Source organism: Blautia sp. AM47-4 (assembly GCF_003479865.1).
GTDB lineage: Bacteria > Bacillota > Clostridia > Lachnospirales > Lachnospiraceae > Fusicatenibacter > Fusicatenibacter saccharivorans.
In genome coordinates this window covers 17,638-43,945 of record NZ_QUHY01000019.1, presented here as the reverse complement: position 1 = coordinate 43,945, position 26,308 = coordinate 17,638, and the positions used below count along the sequence as shown (strand labels likewise).

The following is a 26,308-nucleotide window of genomic DNA, read 5'->3' as shown; positions in this document are numbered from 1 at the left end:
CAATAAGAGTTGTAACCTGCCCCGCTGCTGCATAAAATGACCAAGAAAGGAAATTTGCAGCAGGGGGCTTTTCATTTGGAAAAAGGGAAAAAACTGGAATGGCTGATGGCGGTGATTCTGCTTTCGGCGGCGTATGTTCTGTCCCGCGAGGGCGCACGGCTGGTGGCAGCACAGAAGGCAGCCACAAAAGTAGTGGTGCTGGACAGCGGCCACGGCGGCGACGATCCCGGCAAAATCGGGGCAAACGGTGTCAAAGAAAAGGACATCAACCTTGCGATTGCCCGTCTGCTGAAAAAGAAGCTGGAAAAGCAGGGAATCCTTGTGGTGATGACGCGGGAAGGGGAGGATGATCTCTCCGATCCGGGAGCCGTGAATGCGAAAGTGCAGGATCTGCAGCGGCGCGTGCAGCTGATTCATAAAAAAAAGCCGGACTGTGTGATCAGCATTCACCAGAACAGCTACCCGGATGCGGCGGTCAAAGGGGCGCAGGTGTTTTATTATACGGATTCAAAAGAAGGCGAAAAACTGGCGCTCTGCATGCAGGCTGCACTGGTCGCGGGGCTCGATCCGGCGAATCACAGGAAAGCCAAGGGAAACAAAACGTATTACATGCTGAAGAAGACAGACGCAGTGCTGGTGATCTGCGAGTGCGGATTCCTCTCAAATCCGGAGGAGGAAGCGCTCCTGAACACAAAGGAGTACCAGAAAAAGGTGGCGGATGCACTGTGTGACGGCGTTTTAACGTATCTGGGAGAAAAGAAGAATGGCAAAGAGAAGACACAGACGAAGACGGAAGAGACCGCTGCGGGCGCTGCTTCCGCTTATGCTTGTCCTGCTGGCGGCTTATCTGGTATTCGGAGAATTTGATGAGAGCGATCCCGCGCAGAACGGAAGCGGAGCGGACAGCAGCACTGCTTCACAGACGGCAGACGAAAACAATGGTCTGTCAGAGAATGGCGCAACACAGTTTCAGGCGGAAAATACAGATGAGGAGGAGCTGGCGAAGCGGTATTATTACAGCCAGCTCGATGAAAACAGACAGATGATTTACCGCGAACTGGTGCAGGGAATCGCGGAACACCAGGAAACCATCATCACAAAAGGCGGCGATCCCGATGTGACGGCGGAGGTTTACGGATGGGTCTATATGGATTACCCGGAGTACTGCTGGATCAACGGAGCATCACATGTCACGGGATACGGCGAGCCGAAGAACTACTGCGAGGTAGTTCCGGAATACACGATTCCTGCGGAGGAGATCACAGGACGCCAGACCCAGATCAAAGGTTCGGGAAACGATTTCTTAAGTGATATCGACCGTTCGATGGATGACTATGGGAAGATCAAGGCTGTCTTTGAAAAATGTATCCGGCAGATTGATTATGTGAAAGATGCGCCGGAGAATCAGACACTCTACAGCGGACTTGTGAACGGACAGACGGTCTGCGCAGGCTATGCCAGAACGTTCCAGTATCTGATGAACCGCCTGGACATCCCGGTCATTTATGTGACGGGAACGACAGACACCGGCGAGGCGCACGGCTGGAATATCGTAAAGTGCGGAGACAATTATTACAACGTCGATGTAACCTGGGGCGATCCGGTATTCGCAGAGGGCGAGAGCGGCGAGTACAATCTGCCGGACGACCTGATCTACTACGATTTTCTCTGCGTTTCCGATGCGGAATTTTCGGACACGCATCAGGCGGATGCGAATCTGCCGCTCCCGGCGTGCAATGCAGATGACCTCGAGTATTACCGCCAGATCGGCCGGTACATGGATACATTTGATGCGACGCAGATTCTGTGGGAAATGGAGACGGATATTGAAGAGACAAAAGAGTATTCCGAATTTAAATTTGCCACCGATGATCTGATGGCACAGGTCATGGAAGCCCGACCGGAGCTTCTCGATAAGGCTTCCGGCTATCTTTGCAGCTATTACGGGCTCGGGTCCGTAAAATATACATACAGCGAGGATACGGCGACAAGAAAGCTGATGGTATTCTGGCAATATAAAGGAGAACCGAGTGAATGACGGTTCTCCTTTAAAAATATCCGGAAACAAAATGTCGATCAGCTCGCGCTCGAGAAACTCGATGGTAATCAGGCACGAATAAGGGAGTTCGGAAACCTGGGAAACACTCACAAGATCCTGACGGACGGTGATGGAATGATCCGTGACATCGGTAACCTCTGCGACCCAGGCGGCATGCGGGATCGTCAGATGTTTCACAATCAAAGGGCCGACCTGCGCGGTATCGCCGTCGGTTGTCTGACGTCCGCAGATAATCAGATCCGCGCCGCCGATCACCTGAATACCCTGCGCCGGCGTTAAGAATATCCCCCGTGGGGGCTTGTGAAAAAGGCCGATTTTTGGTAGAGTAAAGGGATATTTGAGCGGTTGGAGAACGACCGCGCCGGGAAAGTTAAGAAAAAGAAGAAAGAAGCGGAAGATATGGAACAGGAATTATTACAGGAAATTGCCTCCTACTGGGGAACCCGTGCGGAGGGGTATTCTGAGGTCAATGAAAAAGAACTGGCGGGAAGCCAGAGAGAAGCGTGGCTGCATGTATTAGAGGAGCAGTTTCCAGAGAAAAAGAAAGAAGAGATGAAGATTCTCGATATCGGAACCGGCCCGGGATTCTTCCCGATGATTTTGTCGGAGGCAGGTTATACGGTGGCGGCTGTTGACTACACGGAGGAGATGCTGGAAAAGGCGAAAGAGAATCTGGGAAAATATACGAAATACGGTCTGGAGCGCGTGACGCTGCAGCGGATGGATGCACAGAATCTGGAGTTTGCGGATGAGACCTTTGATGTTGTCATTTCCAGAAATCTGACCTGGAATCTGGAAAAGCCGGAGCAGGCATACCAAGAGTGGATGCGTGTCCTGAAACCGGGCGGCGTGTTGCTCAATTTTGATGCGAACTGGTACGGTTATCTCTATGACGAGGAGAAAAAAGAAGCGTACGAGGCAGACCGGAAGAAAGTGGAAGAGCAGCAGCTCGACGACCATTATCTGTGCACGGACATTGACCGCATGGAAAACATTGCGCGTCAGGTGCCGCTCTCTGCGATGGAACGGCCGGCGTGGGATACGAAGGTGCTCGAATCCCTCGGCGTCTGTTCCATCCAGACCGATTCCGAAATCTGGAAGCGCGTCTGGAGCGAGGAAGAGAGACTGAACTATGCATCGACACCGATGTTTCTGGTGCGCGCGGAAAAAAGCGCAGAGCAGCCCTTCCAGCTTGGTGATGTGACCGTCCGCCGCGGCGAAAAATATCAGGGGGTTTCCGAAGACGGCCTCTGGTATCCGGCGGCAAAACCGGGCGATATGGTAACAGAAGGGGGCCCTGTCGTTGCTTACGGAAGAATTGTGCGCGAGCCGGAGTACGACGACCGCAAAGAGCAGATTGTCCATTACTGGGAGAAGCGGAGCGAGAACTTTTTAGAGCAGAGACGCTCCGAACTTGCAAACCCGATTGCGAAGCGCTGGATGAAAGAGATTGAAAAACAGATCCCGGCGGGAAGACGGTTAAAGATCCTTGATGTGGGCTGCGGAGCCGGATTTTTCTCGATCCTGCTGGCAAAAGAGGGCCACGAGGTCTTCGGCATCGACCTGACACCAGAGATGATTGAGAATGCGATCCAGCTCGCCGAAGAAGAGAATGCCGACTGCTGCTTCCAGGTCATGGACGCGGAAAATCCGATGTTTGCGGATGAAACGTTCGATGTTGTCATTTCCCGAAACCTGACGTGGACGCTGCCGAATGCGGAGCATGCTTACGGCGAGTGGATGCGTGTGCTGAAAACGGGCGGTGTGCTGCTGAACTTCGATGCCAATTACGGAAAAGAAGATGTTGCCGATACGAAGGGACTTCCGGAGGCGCATGCCCATTTCAAGGTTGGAAACGAGATGCTCGAAGAGTGCGAACGGATCAAATCACAGCTCCCGATCAGCCGCAAAAACCGGCCGGCGTACGATGTGGCGGTGCTGTGCGAAAACACAGCGGGAGAAATCCGCATTGATACGAGCCTTGGAAAACGCATTTATCTGGAAAAAGACGAGTTCTATAACCCGGCACCGATGTTTTCGATTTGTGCCGTGAAGCAGTAAAGGAGTATTTGTGAAAAAATATTTGTTAAAACGACTGCTTCGCCTGATTCCGGTATTCCTCGGCGTGACGATTCTCGCTTTTCTGCTGACGGGACTTTCCTCGGTCGATGCGGTGGATTTAAAAGAGAGCAGCAGCGGCGGCGTGATGTCGGAGGCGGAAAAAGAAGCGATGCGGGAGGAGCTGGGACTGAATGAGCCGAAAGCTGTCCAGTACCTGCAATGGCTGAAAAACGCCCTGCGCGGTGACTTCGGGGAGTCGTACGTTTCCGGCAAACCGGTGCTTGTAAGCTTCTGCGAAAAACTGCCCGCAACGATTGCACTTGCGGCGCTGGCGCTTGCCATGACGGTCTGTCTTTCGTTTCCGCTCGGTATCTTAAGTGCAAAATATCAGAATACATGGGCGGACCGCAGTATCAGCCTGTTCTGCTTTGCAGGTAATTCGTTTCCGGGGTTTTTCACTGCACTTCTTCTCTTGTATTTCTTTTCGCTGAAATGGAATCTTTTTCCGGTTCTCAGTATGGGAAAGGGATGGAAAAGCTGTGTGCTTCCGGCGGCGACGCTTGCGGTTTCGATGACGGCAAAATACACCCGTCAGGTGCGTTCTGCCGTGCTTGCAGAGCTGGAGCAGGAGTACGTGGCGGGTGCACGGGCACGTGGGTTAAGTGAAAACCGGATTCTGTTTGGAAATGTATTAAAATCCGTGCTGCTTCGGATGGTCACGCTGCTATTCTTATCCGCCGGTTCGCTGCTTGGAGGAACCGCCATCGTTGAGACGATTTTCATGTGGAATGGTGTCGGAAAAATGGCCGTGGATGCCGTTTCCATGCACGATATTCCCGTGATTCAGGCATATCTGGTGTGGATGGCGGCGATCTATCTGCTGCTGCATCTCATTGCTGATCTGCTGATGGGTGCACTGGACCCGCGGGCGAAGCTGGAGGGAATGCGATGAAAAAAGAACAGAAAAGAAAGATCCTTTTATGGCATCCTCGCCGGTGCGCTGCTGCTGTTTGCCGCGTGTGCGGCCCATCTGGCACCGTACGATCCGTATGAGCAGAATCTGGAACTGTCCCTTCTTCCGCCGTCCGCGGCGCACTGGATGGGGACGGACCGCTATGGAAGAGATCTGTTTTCAAGGATTCTCTCCGGCGCGCGGGTCAGCATTTTTTCAGCACTTCTTGTCGTTGCGGCAAGCGCTCTGATCGGAACACTCGCCGGAATTTTCAGCGGCTGGCTGGAAGGTAAAACGGATACGGTTCTGATGCAGATCTCCGATATTTTTCTGGCCTTTCCGGGTATGGTATTTGCAATCGCATTTTCCGGCGTTCTGCAGAGCGGCATGACGGGAGCCGTTGTGTCGCTGATCCTTGTTTCCTGGCCGAAATATGCACGGCTTGCGCGGAACCGTGTGCTGGCATTGAAACACATGCCGTTCATCGCGGCGGCGCGCCTTACAGGAAACGGAACATGGAAGATGATCAGACGCCATATTCTGCCGAATCTTGCGGGGCAGACGATTGTCACAGCGGTGCTTGATATCGGAACGATGATGCTGGAAATCGCGGGTCTGTCCTTCCTCGGCCTTGGTGCGGAAGCGCCGTCGGCGGAGTGGGGAGCGATGATGAGCAACGGAAGAAGTATGCTGCAGACCGCGCCCTGGGTCATTCTGGCGCCGGGACTGGCGATTTTTCTGACCGTTCTTGTCTGCAATCTGCTTGGTGAGGCGGTACGGAAAACGGTGGATCAGGGATAAGGGGCAAACGAAAATGGAAACAAAGGGAGCAAAAACATGAGCGAAAAACTGCTGGAAATCAGCGGCCTTTCTGTCTGTTATGAGGGGGAGCAAATTTTAAATAACATCTGTTTTTCCGTCGAAAAAGGAGAAACCGTCGGCATCGCCGGGGAGTCGGGCAGTGGAAAAAGTACCTTGCTGCGAGCGATCCTGCGGCTGATGGGAAAGAATGGTTTCATCACCGGCGGGCAGATCACATTTCGCGGAGAGGAGCTGACGGACATGTCCGAAAAGAAGCTGCGGAGTCTGTGCGGTTCAGAAATTGGTATGATTTTCCAGAATACAGGGGCATCACTCTGTCCGACCCGGAAAATCGGAGCACAGATCTGTGAAAGCGTGCGCGCCCATGAGAAACGCTGCGGATTCATCACCCCGATTTCTGGGGGAATGTCTGGCAGAAAAAGCCGCAGAGAAATCAAAGATATGACGCTCCAGCGATTTGCGGATATGGGGCTTTCGGATGGCGAGACGATCTGGAACAGCTATCCATCGTCGCTCTCCGGCGGCATGAACCAGCGCGTCGGGATTGCGCTCGCAATGCTGCTGCATCCGTCGCTTCTTCTGGCGGACGAGCCGACGAGTGCACTCGATGTGGTTTCGCAGGCGCAGGTGCTGCGGGAGCTTCAGGCGTTGCAGCAGAAAGAGCAGACGGGGATGGTGCTGGTGACGCACAATCTTGCGGTTCTCGAGCAGATGGCAGACAGGGTTGCTGTTTTGAAGGATGGAAACATCGTGGAGCAGGGGGAGACAAGGACGGTTTTCGATCACCCAAAGGACGAATATACAAAAAATCTCCTTGCGGCTGTGCCGGGAAGAGGGAAGAACGATGCATAATCATAACATGCTGGAAGTAAACAACTTAAGCAAAAACTTTGCTGGAACCGGCCGGGAAACGGAATTTGCCGCCGTGGACGGCATCAGCTTCACACTGGATGCGGGTGAATGTCTTGGCCTGATCGGGGAGAGCGGATGCGGAAAAAGCACGACGGCCCGTCTGATCACCGGATTGGTCCAGGCGGATGCAGGCAGCGTTCTGTTGGAAGGCGAGGAAATCCTCGGAAGAAAAGGCAGGCGGCAGCGCGAAGTTTACCGGAAAATACAGATGGTCTTCCAGACCCCGCAGGATTCCTTCGATCCAATGCAGACGCTCGAAACCGGGATTCTGGAAGCTTTTCGGAATCAGGGAATGAGCCGGAAAGAGGCGTGTCTTCATCTGCCGGAGCTGCTGAAAAAAGTGGAACTTAGTTCGGAAACGGCGATGCGCTATCCCCGCGAGACAAGCGGCGGAGAGTGCCAGAGAGCCGCAATTGCGCGGGCTCTTGCTGTGCAGCCGTCTCTTCTGATCTGCGACGAGGCAACGAGTGCGCTCGATGCGGCGGTACAGGCGCAGATCGTTCAACTGCTGAAAAAACTGCAGCGGGAAGAAGGACTTGCGATGCTGTGGATCGGCCACGACCTTGCGCTGGTGCGGGAACTCTGCAGCCGTGTGATTGTCATGCGGCAGGGAAAAATCGTGGAGCAGGGGGAGACGCGGGAGGTATTGGAGTACCCGAAAGAGGAATATACGAAACTGTTGATGGAGTATAGTCTGTGAGAAAACTATTGAAACAGAAAATCAGACAGCGGAAATGGTGGTGCCATTTGCGAAAACAGGAGAAGTACAGAATGCAGAGAAAGAACGGCAGAAGAAAAAAAATTGCATATGTTTTGTGCGGCATTCTGGCGGTGGTACTGTTTTCCGGTTGTCAGAGCACAGCGGCAGATGGTACAGATGAAAAAGTTTTCATATACGGCGACACGACATTCAACGCCGAAAACGACGAGTCCGATGTCAACCCGCACAACGGCTATTCCGGCTGGGCGTGTATCCGCTATGGGATCGGTGAGACGCTGTTTCATTATTCCGATTCTATGGAGATCGAGCCATGGCTGGCAGAAAGCTATGAGATTGTGGACGATACAACATGGCGGATTACACTGCATGAAGGCATCTCCTTTACGAGTGGGCGCACTCTCGACGCAGAGGCGGTCAAAGAATGTCTCGAGGATCTGATCGCAGTACATGACCGTGCACGCGGGGATCTGAAAATTGAGAGCATCAAGCAGACGGCCTGATCGTAACGATTCACACCGAACAGCCTGTCCCGGCGCTTCTGAATTATCTGTCTGACCCATATGGATGCATCATTGATATGCAGGCAGGTGTGACGGATGACGGCAATGTCGCCGGAACCGGCCCGTACCGCGCAGTACAGGTGGAGACGGATCAGGGACTGACGCTCGTGAAAAATGACAATTACTGGAACGGAACGCCAAAGCTCGACCGGATCGAAGTAAAAACGATCCGCGACGGCGATACGATGACGATGGCGTTACAGTCAGGCGAGCTCGACGCGGCGTACGGCCTGCCGTATTCCAATCTGATCCTGTTCCGCGATGAACCATACACGATTTCTTCGGCGGATACGTCGCGTACCTTCTTCGGACAGTTCAACGGATCATCCGAGGTGCTGCAGGACGACCGCGTGCGCGAGGCAGTCATCGGAGCGATCGACCGGGAGGGCTTTGTGAATACGCTGATGGAAGGAAACGGAAGCGTGGCGGAAGGCCCGTTCCCCTCTTACTTTGCATTCGGCGACAGCAAAGTGCAGGAGGAGTCCTATGATCTTGAGTATTCCAGAGAACTGCTGGCTGAAGCAGGCTGGACCGATGAGGACGGCGACGGCTACGTGGAAAAAGACGGAAAACGCCTGACCATCTGCTGGCTCACGTATCCGAGCCGCCAGGAACTGCCGCTTCTCGCGGAGAGTGCACAGGCATCGCTGAAGAAAATCGGAATCGAAGTACAGATCCAGTGCACGGCAAATCATCTGGAACTGCTGAAAAAAGGAAACTGGGATGTTTATGTCAGCGCATTTGTCAGCGCACCGACGGGCGATCCCGAGTATTTCTTTACAACGCACTGCCTGCAGGATTCCTCCAAGAACCGCGGCGGTTATTACAGTGAGACACTCGAGATGCTGGAGCAGCAGTTAAGCGGCGAGTTTGATACCGAAAAACGAACCGAACTGGCCATCGAGATGACGCAGACGCTGCTGGATGACCACATGTTTTTCTTCGCATCACACCTCAAAATGTCGATGGTATCCGGCGAGGGCGTGACGGGGCTTACGGCGCATCCGTGTGATTATTATGAAATTACAGTCAATTTGGACAAAAACAAATGATTATTTGGAAAAAGAGCAGAAAATGTGGATTTTCTGCTCTTTCTGCGCTATGATAGAAAAAGAACGGCACTGCGACGGTGCCAGAGAAGAGAAAAGGAGAAGTTACGATGCGGAAAGAAGAATTAAGAACATATATTGAAAACCACGAATCCGAGATGATCGAGGATCTGAAAAGCCTGATCCGGATTCCAAGCGAAAAACAGGCGGCAGAGCCAGGCAAACCATTCGGCGCACCGGCGGCAGAAGCACTGGCGCAGGGAATTGAAATTCTGGAAAAATACGGCTTTGCCGTAACCAACTACGACAACTACGCGATTGCAGCTGACTTTAATCAGGAAGAAAAGGGCCTTGATATTCTCGCCCATCTCGATGTCGTACCGGCAGGCGAAGGCTGGCAGGAGACCGATCCATTCACCCCGCTCATCAAAGAAGGAAAAATGTTCGGCCGCGGAACCGCAGACGACAAAGGACCGGCCGTTGCAGCCATCTATGCAATGCGCACTGTCAAAGAACTCGGTTACCCATTAAAGAAAAACGTCCGTCTTGTCCTTGGTTCCGACGAGGAGTGCGGAAGCTCTGACCTCGAATATTATTATAAGAGAGAAGTGGAAGCACCATGCACCTTCTCACCGGATGCCGAATTCCCGGTCATCAACATTGAAAAAGGCGGCATGCGCGGCCACTTCGAAAAAACATCCGATGCCGGAACGACAGGCGTGCGCCTCGTATCCTTACAGGCCGGCACCAAACTGAACGTTGTACCAGGCAAAGCATATGCAGAGCTTGCCGGCATGGCAAAAGAAGACCTGAAAACCTGCGCTGACGAGACTGAGCAGAAGACCGGCGTTTCCTTCGTTCTGGAAGACACCGAAAACGGCAATGTAAAAATCACCGCCTGCGGTGCCTTCGCCCACGCATCCACCCCGGAAATGGGTAACAACGCACTGACCGCACTGCTGCAGCTTCTCGCATCCGTTGGAATGGAAGAGAGTGAACTGAAAAACGACATCAGTTTCCTTGCAAAAGTTTACCCGCACGGCGACGGCAAAGGCGCAGGCCTCGGTGTCGCCATGTCAGATGAAGAGTCCGGCGAGCTCACCTTAAGCCTCGACCTCATGAACTACGACGGCAAAACCTTGACCGGTTCCTACGACTGCCGCGCCCCGATCTGCGCGACAAAAGAAAACCTGTATGATACTGCCGAACAGAATATGAAAAAAGGCGGCTTTTCCATGGAAGGCAGCGCCATGTTCCCGCCACACCACGTTCCGGCAGACAGCCCGTTCGTTCAGACGCTGCTGCAATGCTATACAGACGTCACCGGCAAACCGGGAAAAGCCTTTGCAATCGGCGGCGGAACGTATGTCCATCACCTGAAAAACGGTGTTGCTTTCGGCTGTGCAGACCTTGAAGTTGACAATCGCATGCACGGGGCAGATGAGTTTGTAGAAATCGAATGCCTGAAACAGTGTGTTGTAATCTTTGCAGAGGCGATTCTGCGGATCTGCGGGGAATAAAAATCCCGTCAGTACAAGACGAAATCAGAGTCCTTATGCTGTGAACCATTTTGAGCGGTGTGGGACTCTCTTACCAAAGAAGAAGGAATAGATGAGGGCGGACAAATGAGGGAAACACTGGGAGTTTTGCTGGGATTTTTTCTGGCAGCCGTACTTGGCTATCTGATTTCAGAAATCGCGCAGAAGGAACAGGAGAAAGAAGTTCTGGAAAGCTATATGGATTCCCTTCAGGAGATTTATGAAGTGATCCGGCAGAGAATGGATGTGACGAGAAAATTTCGCCATGATCTTCTGAGCCATGTGCAGACGCTGGAGTATCTGATAGAAAAGCAGAAAAATCCGGATGGGGAGCTTCGAAAATATGCGGATCAGCTGACAGAAACATACCGGAAAATTCAGAAAGGAACCTTCTGCCGGGATGAGATCACAGATGCATTTCTGATGATGGAGAAACAGGTCTGTATAGAAAAAGAGATTCCCTTTCAGATCCAGGTATCGAAAACCTGCATGGAATGGATGATGCCCGTAGAACGAATCGGTTTTTTACATAATTTATTGGATAATGCAATCGAAGCGAACGGAAGAATTCCGGAAAAGGAAAGAAAAGAGCTTTCTTTTTGGATAGAAGAAGATTCCGATTCCTGTACGGTGAAATTGAGAAATGCGCTTGCAAGCAAAGAGGTTTTCAACTTATCAACCTGGAAAACAGATGGAGCAGAACACGGCGTGGGAACCAAAATCATTCGTGCCATTGTTGAAAAATACCACGGAACCAGCAAAACCTTCTGGGATAAAGAAAGACACAGCCTGGAACAGACCATTGTTTTTCCGATCGAACATCCGACAGAAAAGAGGGAAAAAGAATGAAAGATCCTAACCTTAGTGAACTGGTCCGGACCTGTATTCGCTGCTGGCTGTATCTGGTTCCACAGGCGTTTCTTGGCATTCACCTGTTTGACATGTTTATGCGGAGAAAAAACAGCATAAAGCCTCTGATGATCTGGCAGCTTCTGCGGGTATTCTTGATCGGTGGCATCAGCGACATCATTCTGCGGGGATACTATGGAGATGAGAGCTGGTGGGGAATTCTGATGATGTTCTGTTCGGTTGTCATCATGATAGCAAACACCGTTCTCATTTACTACACCTTTGAAGGCAGCCTTCCCAAGGTTGTGCTGGGCGCGATGCTGGCCGATATCGTAACGTCCATGATTCATTATCCGGCAATCTGTATTGTGGATCTTTTGTCAGGGCGCCCGCTCTATATCCTGAAATGCCCGGTAGAACCATGGGATTTACTGATCCCGGTTCTGGAATATCTGTTTTACAGGCTGGAGAAAAAAACAATCCTCCATGTTCTGAGAAGATATAGAGATTTTGAGGCCAGGTACCTGAAAATTATCTGGGTTTTTGTCTATTTTCTTCCGGTTCTATACTATGTGCCGAACGGACTGACGGACATACAGGTGATGTTTCTGGATGATATTCTGATTATTCTGATTATGGTATTCAGCATTTTAAGCATAGTGCAGCGTCAGCGCCGGGTAATGAAGGATTATAAATTTCTTTCCGAACAGCAGAAAATGGCAGAATACCATTACCAGGTTCTGACAGAGCAGATTCCCCGAATGGAACAATATCAGCAGACCATTTCGGAGCAGATGGAAAAAATCATGACCGGAACTGCTGAGATATCCGGGGAGACGCTGAAACAGTATGCGGACAGTCTTAAAGCAATCAGTCATCAGGTGCGGCAGGGGATTTACTGCAAAGATCGAATGACAGATGCGGTTTTGTGCGCATGGAAATCCAATCTGGAGAAGAAGAAAATCGAACTGCATTACGAGATTGAGGGATACGATCGGGGAGAAATCGAAGAACAGGATCTGGCAAAAATCCTGATCGGAATCTTAAACTGGGGAGAAAATCTTGTGAAAAGAGAAGAACACCGGGAAATCCGGCTGAAGATCACAGGGGTGAAAAATCAGCTGATTCTGGAATGCCTGACCTCTTCCGGGCGCCAGAATCCGATGAGCCGGAAGCTGTTTCGCGGACTCGTGAAAAAGTACAATGGAAAAATACAGGAGAAAAAAGAAAAGACCGGGAAATTTGGTCTGACTGTTATTTTGTCCAGGTACGTCAGCCTTTAACCGAATCAAGCAAGTCCCCTGTTTCCATTGCGAAAAGCAATAAGCAGTGGGTGGGGACTTGCTTGTATCAGGAGGAGTGCAAACTCGTTCTGATAAACTGTGGAGCAGTTATTCGGTTATGAGCAAGGAGCGAAGCGGATTGCGAATATCCATTTGACTATGAGAACAGACAAAAACAGAAAGTACGACTGGAGAAAAAAAAGATGGATTTAAGAATAGGAATTTGCGATGACGCGCCGGACTGGCGGGAAAAAACGAGAGAAACCGTGAAACACTGTACAGACCAGATGACAAATAGCGTAGAAATTTATTCCTTTCAGAATGGAAACGAACTGCTGTCAGAAGACCATCCCCCCATGCATATCCTGTTTATGGACATTGAAATGTCGGATGAAAATGGAATTGACCTGGCGATGGAAGTCAACCGGAAATGGCCCAAATGTCAGGTCGTTTACCTGACCAATTACTGGTCCTATGCAATGGAAGTTTACGAGACACGCCATGTCTACTATATAGTAAAAGAAAAATTCGAGGAAAAACTGCCGGGTGTGCTGGAAAAGGCGATAGAACAGCTGCGGAAACAGAACAGAAGAGTTGTTCTCCAGTGCCACGGAGGTGTAAAAGCAAGTCTGAAGCTGGATGACATTCTGTATTTTGAACGGGACCGGAGAGTCACCTATGTGATTACAAAGGAAAAAGAATATACGGTGGACGAGAAAATCCCGGAAATCGAAGAGCGAATCGCGAGCGATGATTTTGTAAGATGCCATACCAGCTTTCTGGTCAATTTTTCCTATGTGAAGGAATGCACGAAGAAGAAAATGCTGCTGGAGAACGGGAAAATTGTGGATATCAGCAGGAGCTACTGGAAAAAGACGGAAGAGGTGTATGTGGAATGGGTGAAGAGGTGGGCGAGGTAGAAACAGAATAGGGATAGAAAAGAGGAAAAATACTGCACGGGAATGGTGTGGTATTTTTTTTTGTTGCAGAAAAATGGGAGCGAATATGGAAAAAATGCAGAAAAATGCTGATTATTACGAAAAAAGTGCAGATTGTGCAGCGAGTATAGGAAAAAATATGAGATATGATACAATTTTTCTTATGAGAACCGAAAAAAATCTCATGTAATATACAAAAAAGATATTACATGAGAATTGAGAGAACTATCAAAATTATTTACAAATTTTTCTCCAAATCATTCATCTCCTGCTGTTTGAGAAGCAGATCCAGCATTTGATTTACAGTCAACAGCGTGGAGGTATTACAACGGCTGAGTTTTTCCGCAATTTCTTCATCAATCAGGCGATCACGCTTGGCATATTGGGTATCAAGAAGAAAATAATCAAGATCCTGATCCAGAGCAAGCGCCAGTTTGGAGAGCATGGAAAGAGAAACTTTTGTCTGTGCGGTTTCGATGTGACTAATATGGTTATTCGAACAGCCGACCAAGCCTCCAAGCTCTGCCTGACTGAGCTTCTTTTGCAGACGTGCAGTGCGGATGCGTTGTCCGACGGTTTTATAGTTGATTTCCGGCTGCATGAGTAAAACCTCCACAATTAATGTAATTTATATATTATAAAAGTATAAAAAATATACAACAACCAACTATAGATGCATATTGCATTGATAAATATAATGTGTTAAAATTTTATAAATAAAATCGAAAATAAGAATTATTTGTAGAGAGGAGAAAAAATATGAAAAAAAGAATACTGGTATTGATACTCGCTTTAACCATACCATTTTCTGTAATGGGCTGTGGAAGGAAGGAAGAAAAAGTTAGTATAAGCGATAGCGTGGAGGCTACAGACAGTGGAAGCGTGGAGAAAGAGCAGACAGAAGAAGTCGATAACAGCCTGGAAAGTACAGAAACAGTATCAGATGAAAACATAGAAGAGATGCCGGAAGCAGAGATGGAAAACAATATGGCAGGTTTTTCAATCAGCGGATATACGTATGAGAGTGGAGGGGCTGCCGCAAATGGTTATTATATTGTAGAATCAAGCAAATCGTCTTTGTATGGACTGGTAGATGCAGAAGGAAACTTTGTGATACCGGCAGAGTATGATGAGATGGAATTTGCAGGAAGGACAGAAGATCGAATAGAAGTTATTGTCAAAATGGAAGGAAAATATGGCGTATATGATAATAAGAATCAGAAAGTGATTCCTATGGAATACGATTTGATAAGAACTGGTAAGATCAATTATCTGGTAACAAAAGATAAAACGCAAAGTGTATGGGATTTTAATGGAAACTGTATAAAAGAATTGAACGATTATGGCTATGATAGTGTGATCGGAGATTTGTATCTTAAAAAAATTAGTTTGTCAGAAGGAATAAGGTATTTCGATATGAATGAAAACATAACGGATGCAGATTCTATAGAGTATAATTCGGAAACAGGAATTTACAATATCTTAAAATATTCAGAAGATCCTGAGCAGCAGGAAACATATCAGTTAATAGACGAAAACGGTGAGATCGTATATGAAGTAACGAACCGTGAAAGTGATGAGAAAGCATATATTATATCGTCGTTAAGCAAGAACATGATTAAGATCGCACGAAGTGTATTTTTTTATAATTCATTATACACAGATGGTCCTGCGTATTTCTATAATTTAAAAGAACAAAAACAAATAGATACATCGTATACATCTATTTATGGAATTGCGAATCATGAATTTTTAGGGAAAAGAGAAGATGGTATTGATATTTATGACGAAGATGGAAATAAAATACACTCTTTTGATTTAAGTGACTATGAATCTATTCAATATGAATATGATAGTTCACTTATTGTGGTTCAATATGGAGAAACCTGGCGAGTATATGATGAAGACGGAAATGATTTAATGGGAGAAAGATTTCAAGATGTCAGATTCATTGGTGAATTTTTAGAATTGAAAAATATGGATGGTGAATGCGGCGTGATCGATGAAAAAGGAAATGTAGTGATCCCTTTTGGCGACTTGTACGAAGTGGATTATGATGAGACATATCAGGGTGAAGAGATAAAGGCAATGAGCGCTGTTGCAGGAAAGTTATATGTTGTGACAGAAAAAACTCGTGATGATTTATTGAATCTGCATATTTTTTAAACAAGCAATAGAATTTTGAGTTCTGCTGAGAAAGAAAAGGCAGAAGAAACAAGGAAGAGTTTGTTTACAGGCAGAGACATTTGAGGAGGGCGCATATGGAAAGTCTAAAAATACTGTTTTTTCTGGAAAATCAATATTTGCAGACAGGAATAGAAACGGTATTGGACAAAACCAGAAATGGTTTTATCAGCAGAGAATTGTTAAATATGCGCCGGGAATTAAAATTTCCAGTATATGAACAGAATGGCACGTATTATCTGCAGAAGGCGGAAGAAATCATTGGCCCTGGAGAGGCTGAACTGAGAAAGCTGCAGGATGGAGACTTCTTTTCCGTGAAGGATACAGAATGTCCCTACCAGTTTCTGGTTTTAGCAGAGCGATATTTAAGTGCAGAGATGAAAAAGTATCATTTGCCGTTAGAAGCGGAACTACAGATAGGACGGGCAGATGATGCAAATATCATTCTGGATATCAATGAAAATATTTCAAGAAAACATGCTGTGCTTCGGATGAAAGCAGGAGAAGGATATATTCAGGACATCTCCGAAAAAGCAGGTGTGTATTTAAATGGCAAAAAGATCACCGCATCGCGGTTACAATGCGGTGATCAAATCATGATCATGGGATACACCATCGTATATTTAAAAGAATATATGATGGTGCCGAAACAGATTTCTGTACAAGGGATTGAACCATGCAAAAAGACCCAGAACATGGCCCCCAGAAAGAACCGTGCGGAAGTAGTATTTGAAAGAAATCCCAGAATTTATAAATCACTGATAACGGATGAAATTCGGATCGATGCACCGCCAGCGTGTCAGACAAGAAAACAACAGCCGTTTATTCTGGCAGCAGGTCCAACACTTACAATGTCATTGGCTATGATGGCACAATTGGGACTGGCACTGGCGAGGCTGGAAGAAACCGGAAACTTTTCATCGATCATCAGCAACGGAACCATGACAGTGAGTCTGCTGGCTGGCGCTGTATTATGGCCGTTTTTATCCAGAAAATATTATAAAAAACAGGAGAAAAAAGAAGAAACTTATCGAAAAGAGAAGTATACGGCTTATCTTGAAGAAAAAAGAAAAGAAATAGAAGGCTGCAGAGAATATAATCGCAGAATCTGGAATGTGGATTACTATCCAGGTATTGAAGAAATGCTTGGATATGTAGAGAGGAAAAACCGAAGAATCTGGGAAAAATCACCGGCAGATCAGGATTTTCTTTCTGTGCGGCTGGGAATAGGAGAAAGATCATCAGAACTTCTGGTAAAAGTACCGGAAGACCATTTTTGTTTAGAAGATGATGCATTGCTGGAACAGGCAATTCAGCTGGGAAAAGAAAATCAGCGGCTGTCAGAAGTTCCAATTGCACTTTCCCTTCGAGACAGGAAGATGGTTGGAATTGTCGGCGATAAAGAAAAAATCAATAAACTGATTTGGTGCATGATTACAGGAATTGTCGTTATGCATGCGCCGGATGAGGTGAAGATTGGGATTGTTGCAGATAAAAATCAAGCTCTGGATTTTGAATGGGTTTTGAATCTTCCACATATTTGGAATGAAATCGGAGAACAACGGTTTTTTGCTTCTGATCCAGAAGAGGTGAAAGAATTTCTGTTGTATTTGGAAGAAACAGCAAAAGAAAAAAGTGAAATAAATATACCACATTATGTAGTATTTGTTTTGAATGAAAAATTACTGGAAAGTATTTCTCTGGGAAAGAGTTCTTATATTGCGGAGAACTTTAAAGGGGTAACCATCGTGTATGCTGCAGAGTTTTTCTCCAGAATTCCCAGGGAAGCAGAAGCTATTATTTTAAATGATGCGGAACAAAGCGGTATTTATCGAAAAAATGAAGATGATAATCAGCTGATTCCATTTGTTCCTGATGAATTGAATTACCTGCAGATCCAGAAAATGATGCAGTTGTTTGAAAAAATAGAAAACCGTCATTGGAACCATAAAGTGGGAATTCCAGAGCGAATTTCTTTCCTTTCCATGTATCAGGCAGGAAATGTTCACATGCTGGAGATTGAAAGACGATGGCGAGAAAGTAAAATCAGTCGTTCTATGGCGGCTCCGATTGGAATGAAGCGGGACGGAGAACTATTTTACCTGGATATTCATGAAAAATATCATGGATGTCATGGCCTGGTTGCGGGAATGACAGGATCAGGAAAAAGCGAGTTTTTACAGGAATACATTCTGTCTTTGATGTTGAATTACAGTCCGGATGACATTGCTTTTATTTTAATTGACTTTAAGGGCGGCGACATGGCGCGTCCATTTTTGAAGGCACCGCATGTGTCAGCTACAATTTCCAATCTTTCCGGAAATATGCTGCATCGTGCGAAAGTTTCATTGGAAGCCGAAATACAGAACCGGCAAAAACTTTTTAACGCAACAGCGCAGGAGCTGGGGATTGATAAGCTGGACATTAATTCATGGCATAAGTACATGGAAGAAGGAAAAATAAAGAAAAAATTACCGCATTTGATTATCATTATTGACGAGTTTGCGCAGTTAAGAACACAACAGCCGGATTTCTTAGAATATCTGGTTAATGTTGCACAGGTGGGCAGAAGTCTTGGGATTCATCTGATTTTAGCAACACAAAAGCCAAGCGGGGTAGTAAGTCCGCAGATCTGGAGTAACTCCAGATTTCGAGTTTGTCTGAAAGTGCTGGATCAGGAAGACAGTAAGGAAATGATCCGGCGAAAAGACGCGGCGGCAATCAGACAGCCAGGAAGAGCTTATGTACAAGTTGGATATGATGAAATTTTTGAAGAAGTACAGACAGGTTTCAGCGGTGCGGACTATATTGCCTATGACAGATACATGGAAGATGGCGAAAACAGCATAGAAATGACTGGATATACAGCTGGAGTGCGCAGGACAGCCAAGAAGCGAGCGGATGGAAAAAAAAGTGGAAGAACACAGCTGGAAGAAAGCGTAAAAGAAGTAATATTGACTGCAAAGGCAATGCATCTTTGTGTGAAACCATTGTGGAAACCGGTATTGCCCAAAAAGATATTTCTTTCACAATGCGTTGCCCATTCAGAGAATTTTCTGCCGGAACAGTGGGATAAAGACAACGATGCAGCAACTGCATGCGGAATGTGTGACATACCGGAACTGCAGGAGCAGAAGCCATTTGAACTCTGCTTCCAGGAAAATGGACATGTTGCTGTTTATGGTGCATCTGGATCTGGAAAAACCACTTTTTTACAGACCATGGCATTTTCCATGGCACAAAAATATTCACCGGATCTGCTGCAGTTTTATGTACTGGATTTCGGAGGAAGAATGTTGGGCAACTTAAGAGAAGCTCCACATTGTGTTGCTGTGGCTTTTGAAGATGAAAAGCAAAAGAGTGAGCATATGATACAGCAGATAAGAAATCAGATGGAACTTCGAAAGAAAGTATTTGCAGAAAAAGAGTGCAATACATATTCCTCTTATTTGGAAACAACCGGGCAAAAACTTCCTATGCTGCTGGTAATCATTGATAATTACACAGTCATACATGAACAGATGCCGCGTCTGGAGGAAGGGATTATTCAGATTGCTGCAAATGGAAAAACATATGGCATTTATCTGGTGGTAACAGGAAACAGCCGAAATGCAATTTATTACAAAACAGCGGAACATATCAAAACGCGGATTGTATTTCAGATGAATGAATTACAGAATTACCGGGATCTTCTGAATATACGTACGGCAATAGAACCTGAAGATGTGAAGGGACGGGCGGTAATTTCCTATGGAGAGTTTGCAGTGGAAATGCAGACAGCACTTCCGTTTGATGCAGTCAATGAATCTCAAATGTACAGTAAACTAAAGCAGACTTATCGGAAAATGAGATTTTATTATGGCGAAAATCAAAAGGAAAGTACGGTAAGAGAAGACAGGAAAAACATACTGATAGAAAAGAAAACGGAAAAAGAAAGTGGCAGACTGCCAGAGCGTATTCCTGTTTTCGAAGGCGCCAGAGATAAAAAAGAATGGCTGTCACTTGGAGCTTCTTTATATGATGAGAGAAAGCAGGGATTTCTTTTAAAAGAAACAAAACGCATTTTTATCGGAAGTGAGACAAAAACTTCTCTCGAGTCTGTGATTGAAAATGGAATCATAATGGAGAACTGGGAACTTTACCGTTTCAGTTTAGACCCAGAAAGTAAGAAGTTTTGGCATGAAATCCGGACAGAAGAAGAAATAGGACGTTTCCTTCAAAGGTGTTTGGAACAAAAAAAACAAAAAAGAATCCTGTTGTATATTGATGATTTTTCTGATTTCTATGACACTATTTCAGATGAGGATTTGGTAGTATTTGGAAAATATTTGAAAACACAAAAGCAGGAACAGCTTTTGATTATTACACAGGGAATTTTTAAAAAACTGTCGGAATATAAAGACACAGGCTTGTATGTTTACTTAGTCAGATGCGAAGATGGAATGATTATGGATGGAGGAATCGACAATTCAAAAATTATGTTTTTGAATAATGCAGTCAGCAGAAGTGATCCAGAGGTAAGAAAAAAGCAGTTGGAAAGAAATCAGGCGATTCTTTATCATGGGGATACTTTGGCATATATCAAGGTTAGGTGAGAAGATGAGAAAGCAGGAATGTGTCATAAAGGTTCCGGGGTTGAATGAAAAATTTCGATTCAAAGTTCCCGATCACATGTCGATCGCAGAGGTAATAAGTCTTCTGGCGGTTTTGATCAAGGAAGAATATCCGGAAGCAGAAATTCAAGCAGAAAGTATGGAATTGTATCAGGCCAGAACAGGAAAAAAAGCAGACAGAACCCAATGTCTTGCGGAATTGGAAATATCAGAGCAAGAAGAATGGATTCTAGCATAGGAGTGCAGATGACATCAAACATAAGACTTAACTATGAAAAAGTAATGCGTGAGGCAGCGAGACTCGACGGAGAAGAAAATGTATTTGAAGAACAGGTTAAGAAAATTTGTGGAGTTGCGGAAAGATTGAGACATGAATGGGAAAGCCCGGCATCCGCAGTCTGTATTCAAAAGATAGAACAGATTGCAGAAGAAATGACAGAAACCAGAAAAAAAATGCAGCAAACTATTGAGTTAATTGAGCTGGTTGCAACACGAATTCAACATGCGGAAGAAGAAACAAAGCGTATGGCGGAGCAGTTGTAAAGAAATGTAATGGTCATGGATAAAGTATGACGGAAAGGAGCCTAAGATGGCAAGAGAGTGGTCAGTAACAACAGAAAGTGTAAAAAGATCATCCGAAAGAATTGGAGAACTAGTAAGTAAATATCAGACGGAGTATGAAAAACTTTACACAGAAGCCCAGGCGCTTCGAAGTGCAAAGTGGACAGGAATCGCAAGTGATACATTTAACAAAAAATTGGAGGAATATAAAACGGCATTTGAGGAATTGAGAGATGTCATGAACAATTATCAGGAGTTCTTAAAAAATGCGGCGGAACATTATGAGCAGGTAGAAAATAGACTGCAGGAAGAAGCAGGCAATCTTAGAGGATAACAGAAGGGAGATGTAATTATGGCAACCATTAAAGTAGATTCTACAGCAATACGGGAGAAAGCAGCAACGTTTGACAGCATTGCAACCAATATTGAAAATTATACGGAAGAAATTGAAAGAGAGATTCAAGGAATGAAAAGCGTGTGGGAGGGAGATGCGGCTGAGTCTTCCGTTGCAAAGTTTGAAAATTTTAAACGGGCATTTGCGGAAAGAAAAGAAACAATTCGCAATTATGCACAGTTTTTGAGAAACGCGGCAGAGGCATATGATAACAGCGAAAGAAATATTCAGAACGGAGCCAACGAATAAGTAGACGGGGGTTTTAAAATGCCTTATATCAGAGTCAGACCGGAAGGGCTTCAAAGAATGTCAGAAATGCTCGATAGAGTAGAAAAAGATATTGAACAAAGAGAAGAAGCTTTTTCTATTGTTTCCAGAAATCTGGATTGGCAGGTAAAACGGGAAGAAGACATTGACTGGCAGCTTCGATGTATTTGCATAGAACTTCAGGAAGAAAAACAGAAAATTGCAGAGATTGCAGAATATCTCCGTCGTGCATCTGTGATATATGAGAAGCTTGAAAAGAATCTGCAGGATGAAGACGAAAGATCTTTAAGCTATGGAACTGTATATGACCAAAACGAACAGGAAACACCATTTGGTACAGCTTATGTCGCGGTTTACAGCTGGCTTTTGGAAGTGTCCCAAAATATTATGAAGGCAGTGTCAGAAAAAAATAAAGATGAAGTAACAGGTTTAGCCGGTGACCTAGTTTCTTATTGTGACAGCCTGATTAAATTTTTTACAGGTGATTCCAAACATGCTCCGTTTGGGATTGGACAGTGGTGTAAATTGTCCAAGGCATCTGCAAGTGTATGGAAAGGATTCTACACCGTATTCAAGAAAAGCTTTTCAGATGAAAAACGCAGAATTTGTTCGAGAAAAAATTTGGCAGCTGGGCCACTGCTGTTGGAGTAGCGGGAGGATTGATGGGAATCCTGGGTGCAGTGACAGAATATTCCAGAAATGGCAGCAGCACGGCGAATATCGGAAAAGAGACCGTGGGTTTTGGAAAGACACTTTATCTGATCGGTAAAGATCCGGTATTTAAATATCCGGCGCATGTGTATACCTCTATTCTTCAAAGTGCGATGGATGTTGCAGGACAGACATATGACAGTATTCATAAATATAAGGAAGATGGACATTGGTCGCTGGAAGATACAGCATATACAGGGATTGAAGCTTCTGTAAAAGGCTTGGATACGTTGCTGTCCAAAATTTCATTCGGAGTATTTTCGTTGAAAACGGCTGGAACCAGTGCAGGAGATACAGCAAAATGGCTGGAAGAAAAAACGACCGAAATCGGTGAAGCAGCTGGAAAGCTGATTGCATCCAATCCAGAATCAAAACAGGCTTTTCAGAATGGAAACGTAGCAAAAAGACTGCAGATGATTGTACAGGCGATGTGGCAGAAAAAATAAACAGTTTCAAAAAGGAAAACAGGAGGATCTTATGCAGCAGGTTGGAGAACTGCTTCCCGTTGGAAGTATTGTACTTTTAAAGGGCGGTACAAAAAAAACAATGATTATGGGTGTGCTTCAGACTGACGAAGAGCATCCGGAGACCGTTTATGATTATATGGGAATTCCATATCCGGAAGGGTACATGGGAGAAGAAAGTGTATATCTTTTTCAGCATGAAAATATCAATGATATCGTTTTTCGAGGATATGAAAATCCAGAGAGAGACGAAATGATACAAGTGCTGGAGATGATAATAGAAAAGACGCAGGAGCAGTTAGGATAAGATGATAGGGCGGGAAGTCTTCGGATATCGAGTAGAAGAATTGATTGGTAAGGGAAGTTTTGCTTCTGTCTACAAAGTAAAAAAAGAAAATGAATCCGGTACTTATGTCCGCGCGTTAAAACATATTGTGATTCCGGAGAAAACGCAGTATTTGAAAATCTGGAATGCAATGGGAAAGGATACAGAAAAAACGGAGCAGTATTTTGAAAATGTTTTTCAGGAGACGATGCAGGAAATTCAGTTGATGCATGCGTTTACAGAGAATGGAGTTCGAAATATTGTTCCATGTTATGAAAACGATGTGATTCGCCATGAAAATCCGAAACGTTATGAAATTTTTCTGTTAATGGAATATCTTACACCGCTGTCAGTTTATATCAGTCAAAATGAGCTGGTATTAAACGATGTCTTTGAGTTAGGAATACAGATCTTAGACGCGCTGGAGATTTGTCATGAAAATGGGATCATGCATCGGGATATCAAGGAAGAAAATATTTTCCGAAATGAGAAAGGAGTTTATAAACTGGGAGATTTCGGAGTAGCAAAAATGCTTCACGGGGAAGAGTCAGCTTCTTCTGTAAAAGGGACGGCAGATTATATGGCTCCGGAAATTTTACAGAATAAAAAAAGCTATAACGAGAGCGTTGATTTATATTCTTTGGGAATGGTTCTCTATCGAATCATGAATCATATGCGTTCTCCATTCTTTCCGTCATATCCGGAAACATTTGATTCTGAGGATGAAAAAGAAGCACAGAAAAGACGACTGCAGGGAGAAACAGTACCTTTGCCGGATGCGGCAGATCCGGCATTTGGGAAAGTTCTTCGAAAGGCGCTGGCACCCGAATCTGAGCGTTTTGCGAGAGCTGAAGATTTTCGAAGAGAATTGCTGAAAGTCATAAAAGCTACATCAGAAGAAAAAAAGAACAGTTCTGTTATGGCAATCAGAAATGGGAACGCGATTCAAAAAAAACAGTCGTTGAGCAGAAAAAAATCAAAAATCTGGAAAAGGATTGTGATTTTAAGCATAGTATGTCTGCTTTTGGGAGGCGCTGCACAGTTGTACGGGCAGCGACACGTTTGGATACAGAAATGCAATCGCTGGGAACAGGCAACAATTTTTCCGTTTGACTGTATTTCAACAGATATGACAGAAAAAGATATGCAGCGTTACTTTGGGAAACGTTTTTCGAAAGGAACAGATCAGCAATACTATCTGGAGATGGAGGGAAACGCGGTATCCGGTTACGTGAACATAAAGTTTGGAAAGAATCAATGGGATTCCATCAGTTATAGTTTTTTGACGCAGGAAGAAAATTGGAAACAGATCTGTCAGAACTTTTATCAGACCAGCGATAAAGAGATAACAGAGTGGCCTTGTCAGATCAGAAAAGATAATGTGCAGGTTGTGATGGATTATGATCCGAAGGCTGGAAAAGCCAGTTTGTTCATAAGACGTTTATCATAACAAAAAAGGAACAGGAGGAGAGAAAATGCGTTGTAATTATTGCGGGGCAGAAGTCAAAGAGGGAATGAAATACTGTCCGGGATGCGGAAAGGAAATACAGCAGGGAAAAGGTAGCTCGGACCATGGTTCTGGAACGATTTTTCAGCCTGGTGAGGAGCAGAAAAGAGAACAGGAGACACCGATAACACCAAGATCTCCGCAAAAACCGCCTAAGAATAAAAAAACGAAAAAGAAGAGAAAAAAAGCACCGATCATTCTGACCTTGGTGCTGGTAGTGATTCTGGCAGCCGGAGGAGCTGCTTTGACCTTTTATGTGAAGTCTCCGGCAAGAAAAATTGTAAGCCGGATCAGCAAAGGTGATTACAGTGATATCGAACAGCTTTATAAAAACGATGTCAAAGATCATGTTATCCAGGAAATGCTTCTGGACAAGCTGGCGGAGAAAGACTGTGCCACTGTTCTGGACGATTTTAAAGCAGAAAAAATTACATATGAGGAAGCCAGTGAAAAATTAAATGCATATCTTACGCTGGGATCTAAAAAACTGGAAACTGCATTTGGAGAACAGGAAAAAACGTTGGAGAGTCTGAACAGTTCGATGGAAGCATATAAAAAGGCGGAAGAACTGTATGAAGACGGCGACTATGAAGAGGCAATGGAGGCCTATGCGCAGGTCAGTGAGGATGACAGTAATTACGAAGAAGCACAGTCAAAAATGTCTCAGTGTGTTGACAGCTATAAAGCCGAAATTCTGAATAAGACAGAAAATCCGGAAGATGAGCAGGAATATGAAACCGCGATTCAGACGGTAGAAGTTGCCGCCGACATCCTTCCAGATGATGAAGACCTGGCAAACCGCCTGGCTGAGTTGAAGGATTCTTATGCAGCTATGTTGAAAAGCGATGCGCTGGATCATGGAACGCAGTATATGAATGAAGGAAAGTATGAGGAACTGTTTGCACTGTTGAAAAAAGCACAGGAAGTAAATGAAGGTGACTCAGAACTGGATAACCTGGAAAAGAGCGCGGAAGATGCTTATGTAAAAACGGTACAGGACACGGTAGATGATTATCTTACCAAAGATAATTATGACGATGCAATTACCTATCTGAAAAGTGCGACAAGAGTGCTGGAATCCAATTCGACGTTAACTGAGCTTCTGCAGCAGGTGCAGGAGAATGTGCCGGTGAAATTATGTGACTTGAAAATCAGTGAATCTGACCGGTTTGAGTCAGGAGAAGAACTGAAGGTCATGGAAGACAGTGTGGGAAATATCTATAGTCCTGGAAATTTATATAAATTGACACCATATCGTGGAAAAGGATATGCATCCTATTATGCGAACGGGGAATATACAAGAATGACCGGAACAATCGCGGTAGCGGATGACAGCAGTAAAGATACCGGAATTGTTACAGTTTATGACGAAAATGAAAAGATTTTGTATACGACGGGAGAAATCACCAGAACAACGGCACCGATTAAAGTGGATGTGGATCTCAGCGGTGTGAAGTGGTTTACTGTTTGCGCAGAAGATAAAGGATGGGATGGATTTAATTGCTTTATTTCAGATTTTGTATTGTATAAAAATTAAA

26 protein-coding genes are annotated in these 26,308 nt (G+C 45.6%); 25 read left to right on the top strand and 1 reads right to left on the bottom strand.

Going from position 1 to position 26,308, the window contains the following annotated elements; genetic code table 11:
* The first annotated feature begins 75 nt into the window (after nt 1-75).
* The 14 genes from DW965_RS12805 to DW965_RS12750 all read left to right on the top strand — a co-directional run bounded on the left by DW965_RS12805 (nt 76) and on the right by DW965_RS12750 (nt 13,726).
* A complete protein-coding gene (locus DW965_RS12805) occupies nt 76-867 on the top strand; it encodes an N-acetylmuramoyl-L-alanine amidase (protein ID WP_330410121.1) in 792 nt (263 codons plus the stop codon).
* Nucleotides 764-2,038 (top strand): transglutaminase domain-containing protein, encoded by a 1,275-nt coding sequence (locus tag DW965_RS12800; RefSeq protein WP_117761941.1) that lies wholly within the window; start codon nt 764-766, stop codon nt 2,036-2,038. Before DW965_RS12805 ends, DW965_RS12800 begins: the two co-directional genes overlap by 104 nt.
* 135 nt (nt 2,039-2,173) lie before the next feature.
* Nucleotides 2,174-2,338 (top strand): hypothetical protein, encoded by a 165-nt coding sequence (locus DW965_RS19155; RefSeq protein WP_158568578.1) that lies wholly within the window; start codon nt 2,174-2,176, stop codon nt 2,336-2,338.
* 120 nt (nt 2,339-2,458) lie between these two features.
* A complete protein-coding gene (locus tag DW965_RS12790; protein WP_117761975.1) occupies nt 2,459-4,120 on the top strand; it encodes a class I SAM-dependent methyltransferase in 1,662 nt (553 codons plus the stop codon).
* A gap of 10 nt (nt 4,121-4,130) precedes the next feature.
* On the top strand, nt 4,131-5,072 hold the full coding sequence (locus tag DW965_RS19375; protein WP_117761942.1) for an ABC transporter permease: 942 nt from the start codon (nt 4,131-4,133) through the stop codon (nt 5,070-5,072).
* A gap of 33 nt (nt 5,073-5,105) precedes the next feature.
* Nucleotides 5,106-5,873, top strand: coding sequence for a nickel transporter permease (gene nikC / locus DW965_RS19370; RefSeq protein ID WP_199669398.1), 768 nt, complete (start codon nt 5,106-5,108; stop codon nt 5,871-5,873).
* Between the two features lie 36 nt (nt 5,874-5,909).
* Complete coding sequence (locus tag DW965_RS12780) at nt 5,910-6,746, top strand: ABC transporter ATP-binding protein (protein WP_117761944.1); 837 nt, start codon at nt 5,910-5,912, stop codon at nt 6,744-6,746.
* Entirely contained in the window at nt 6,739-7,506 is a 768-nt protein-coding gene (locus DW965_RS12775) for an ABC transporter ATP-binding protein (RefSeq protein ID WP_022461627.1), read from the top strand. The genes DW965_RS12780 and DW965_RS12775 overlap by 8 nt, the downstream gene beginning before the upstream one ends.
* Before the next feature lie 71 nt (nt 7,507-7,577).
* The gene (locus DW965_RS20440; RefSeq protein WP_256372861.1) at nt 7,578-8,027 is read left to right on the top strand and encodes an ABC transporter substrate-binding protein; all 450 of its coding nucleotides are present in this window, start codon (nt 7,578-7,580) and stop codon (nt 8,025-8,027) included.
* Nucleotides 8,024-9,139 (top strand): ABC transporter substrate-binding protein, encoded by a 1,116-nt coding sequence (locus DW965_RS12770; RefSeq protein WP_330421170.1) that lies wholly within the window; start codon nt 8,024-8,026, stop codon nt 9,137-9,139. Before DW965_RS20440 ends, DW965_RS12770 begins: the two co-directional genes overlap by 4 nt.
* A gap of 107 nt (nt 9,140-9,246) precedes the next feature.
* Nucleotides 9,247-10,656, top strand: coding sequence for a Sapep family Mn(2+)-dependent dipeptidase (locus DW965_RS12765; protein WP_117761945.1), 1,410 nt, complete (start codon nt 9,247-9,249; stop codon nt 10,654-10,656).
* A gap of 105 nt (nt 10,657-10,761) precedes the next feature.
* The gene (locus DW965_RS12760; protein ID WP_117761946.1) at nt 10,762-11,523 is read left to right on the top strand and encodes a GHKL domain-containing protein; all 762 of its coding nucleotides are present in this window, start codon (nt 10,762-10,764) and stop codon (nt 11,521-11,523) included.
* A complete protein-coding gene (locus DW965_RS12755) occupies nt 11,520-12,806 on the top strand; it encodes a hypothetical protein (RefSeq protein ID WP_117761947.1) in 1,287 nt (428 codons plus the stop codon). Before DW965_RS12760 ends, DW965_RS12755 begins: the two co-directional genes overlap by 4 nt.
* A 203-nt stretch (nt 12,807-13,009) precedes the next feature.
* Nucleotides 13,010-13,726, top strand: coding sequence for a LytR/AlgR family response regulator transcription factor (locus DW965_RS12750; protein ID WP_117761948.1), 717 nt, complete (start codon nt 13,010-13,012; stop codon nt 13,724-13,726).
* A 256-nt stretch (nt 13,727-13,982) separates the two neighbouring features.
* Here DW965_RS12750 and DW965_RS12745 read toward each other — a convergent pair whose 3' ends face one another.
* Nucleotides 13,983-14,345 (bottom strand): helix-turn-helix domain-containing protein, encoded by a 363-nt coding sequence (locus DW965_RS12745; protein WP_227094231.1) that lies wholly within the window; start codon nt 14,343-14,345, stop codon nt 13,983-13,985.
* Between the two features lie 158 nt (nt 14,346-14,503).
* Here DW965_RS12745 and DW965_RS12740 point away from each other — a divergent pair, with 158 nt between their 5' ends.
* The 11 genes from DW965_RS12740 (at nt 14,504) to DW965_RS12690 (ending at nt 26,307) form a co-directional block, all read left to right on the top strand.
* Nucleotides 14,504-15,910: a WG repeat-containing protein gene (locus DW965_RS12740; RefSeq protein ID WP_117761950.1), complete on the top strand. Its 1,407-nt coding sequence runs from the start codon at nt 14,504-14,506 to the stop codon at nt 15,908-15,910.
* Between the two features lie 95 nt (nt 15,911-16,005).
* Nucleotides 16,006-20,523: a type VII secretion protein EssC gene (essC, locus tag DW965_RS12735; RefSeq protein WP_117761951.1), complete on the top strand. Its 4,518-nt coding sequence runs from the start codon at nt 16,006-16,008 to the stop codon at nt 20,521-20,523.
* Between the two features lie 4 nt (nt 20,524-20,527).
* Nucleotides 20,528-20,779 (top strand): hypothetical protein, encoded by a 252-nt coding sequence (locus DW965_RS12730; RefSeq protein WP_147345110.1) that lies wholly within the window; start codon nt 20,528-20,530, stop codon nt 20,777-20,779.
* 8 nt (nt 20,780-20,787) lie between these two features.
* A complete protein-coding gene (locus DW965_RS12725; RefSeq protein ID WP_117761953.1) occupies nt 20,788-21,084 on the top strand; it encodes a WXG100 family type VII secretion target in 297 nt (98 codons plus the stop codon).
* 46 nt (nt 21,085-21,130) lie between these two features.
* Nucleotides 21,131-21,436: a WXG100 family type VII secretion target gene (locus tag DW965_RS12720; protein WP_117761954.1), complete on the top strand. Its 306-nt coding sequence runs from the start codon at nt 21,131-21,133 to the stop codon at nt 21,434-21,436.
* 18 nt (nt 21,437-21,454) lie between these two features.
* Nucleotides 21,455-21,745 carry a WXG100 family type VII secretion target gene (locus DW965_RS12715; RefSeq protein WP_117761955.1) on the top strand — a complete coding sequence of 97 codons (291 nt, stop codon included), beginning with the start codon at nt 21,455-21,457 and terminating at the stop codon, nt 21,743-21,745.
* 18 nt (nt 21,746-21,763) lie between these two features.
* Nucleotides 21,764-22,414: a hypothetical protein gene (locus DW965_RS12710; RefSeq protein ID WP_147398793.1), complete on the top strand. Its 651-nt coding sequence runs from the start codon at nt 21,764-21,766 to the stop codon at nt 22,412-22,414.
* Nucleotides 22,415-22,425: 11 nt separating this feature from the next.
* Complete coding sequence (locus DW965_RS12705) at nt 22,426-22,920, top strand: hypothetical protein (RefSeq protein ID WP_119198453.1); 495 nt, start codon at nt 22,426-22,428, stop codon at nt 22,918-22,920.
* A gap of 31 nt (nt 22,921-22,951) precedes the next feature.
* Nucleotides 22,952-23,245 carry a DUF4176 domain-containing protein gene (locus DW965_RS12700; RefSeq protein WP_117761957.1) on the top strand — a complete coding sequence of 98 codons (294 nt, stop codon included), beginning with the start codon at nt 22,952-22,954 and terminating at the stop codon, nt 23,243-23,245.
* Between the two features lies 1 nt (nt 23,246).
* A complete protein-coding gene (locus DW965_RS12695) occupies nt 23,247-24,713 on the top strand; it encodes a serine/threonine-protein kinase (protein ID WP_117761958.1) in 1,467 nt (488 codons plus the stop codon).
* Between the two features lie 25 nt (nt 24,714-24,738).
* Nucleotides 24,739-26,307, top strand: coding sequence for an NPCBM/NEW2 domain-containing protein (locus DW965_RS12690; protein WP_117761959.1), 1,569 nt, complete (start codon nt 24,739-24,741; stop codon nt 26,305-26,307).
* Nucleotide 26,308: the final 1 nt, after the last annotated feature.

What these genes read in the sequence shown, in the direction of transcription:
- DW965_RS12800 (WP_117761941.1), top strand. Translation starts at nt 764, where the DNA reads ATGGCAAAGAGAAGACACAGACGAAGACGGAAGAGACCGCTGCGGGCG.
- DW965_RS19155 (WP_158568578.1), top strand. Translation starts at nt 2,174, where the DNA reads ATGATCCGTGACATCGGTAACCTCTGCGACCCAGGCGGCATGCGGGAT.
- DW965_RS12790 (WP_117761975.1), top strand. Translation starts at nt 2,459, where the DNA reads ATGGAACAGGAATTATTACAGGAAATTGCCTCCTACTGGGGAACCCGT.
- DW965_RS12780 (WP_117761944.1), top strand. Translation starts at nt 5,910, where the DNA reads ATGAGCGAAAAACTGCTGGAAATCAGCGGCCTTTCTGTCTGTTATGAG.
- DW965_RS12775 (WP_022461627.1), top strand. Translation starts at nt 6,739, where the DNA reads ATGCATAATCATAACATGCTGGAAGTAAACAACTTAAGCAAAAACTTT.
- DW965_RS20440 (WP_256372861.1), top strand. Translation starts at nt 7,578, where the DNA reads ATGCAGAGAAAGAACGGCAGAAGAAAAAAAATTGCATATGTTTTGTGC.
- DW965_RS12765 (WP_117761945.1), top strand. Translation starts at nt 9,247, where the DNA reads ATGCGGAAAGAAGAATTAAGAACATATATTGAAAACCACGAATCCGAG.
- DW965_RS12760 (WP_117761946.1), top strand. Translation starts at nt 10,762, where the DNA reads ATGAGGGAAACACTGGGAGTTTTGCTGGGATTTTTTCTGGCAGCCGTA.
- DW965_RS12755 (WP_117761947.1), top strand. Translation starts at nt 11,520, where the DNA reads ATGAAAGATCCTAACCTTAGTGAACTGGTCCGGACCTGTATTCGCTGC.
- DW965_RS12750 (WP_117761948.1), top strand. Translation starts at nt 13,010, where the DNA reads ATGGATTTAAGAATAGGAATTTGCGATGACGCGCCGGACTGGCGGGAA.
- DW965_RS12745 (WP_227094231.1), bottom strand. Translation starts at nt 14,345, where the DNA reads ATGCAGCCGGAAATCAACTATAAAACCGTCGGACAACGCATCCGCACT.
- DW965_RS12740 (WP_117761950.1), top strand. Translation starts at nt 14,504, where the DNA reads ATGAAAAAAAGAATACTGGTATTGATACTCGCTTTAACCATACCATTT.
- essC (WP_117761951.1), top strand. Translation starts at nt 16,006, where the DNA reads ATGGAAAGTCTAAAAATACTGTTTTTTCTGGAAAATCAATATTTGCAG.
- DW965_RS12730 (WP_147345110.1), top strand. Translation starts at nt 20,528, where the DNA reads ATGAGAAAGCAGGAATGTGTCATAAAGGTTCCGGGGTTGAATGAAAAA.
- DW965_RS12725 (WP_117761953.1), top strand. Translation starts at nt 20,788, where the DNA reads ATGACATCAAACATAAGACTTAACTATGAAAAAGTAATGCGTGAGGCA.
- DW965_RS12720 (WP_117761954.1), top strand. Translation starts at nt 21,131, where the DNA reads ATGGCAAGAGAGTGGTCAGTAACAACAGAAAGTGTAAAAAGATCATCC.
- DW965_RS12715 (WP_117761955.1), top strand. Translation starts at nt 21,455, where the DNA reads ATGGCAACCATTAAAGTAGATTCTACAGCAATACGGGAGAAAGCAGCA.
- DW965_RS12710 (WP_147398793.1), top strand. Translation starts at nt 21,764, where the DNA reads ATGCCTTATATCAGAGTCAGACCGGAAGGGCTTCAAAGAATGTCAGAA.
- DW965_RS12705 (WP_119198453.1), top strand. Translation starts at nt 22,426, where the DNA reads ATGGGAATCCTGGGTGCAGTGACAGAATATTCCAGAAATGGCAGCAGC.
- DW965_RS12700 (WP_117761957.1), top strand. Translation starts at nt 22,952, where the DNA reads ATGCAGCAGGTTGGAGAACTGCTTCCCGTTGGAAGTATTGTACTTTTA.
- DW965_RS12695 (WP_117761958.1), top strand. Translation starts at nt 23,247, where the DNA reads ATGATAGGGCGGGAAGTCTTCGGATATCGAGTAGAAGAATTGATTGGT.
- DW965_RS12690 (WP_117761959.1), top strand. Translation starts at nt 24,739, where the DNA reads ATGCGTTGTAATTATTGCGGGGCAGAAGTCAAAGAGGGAATGAAATAC.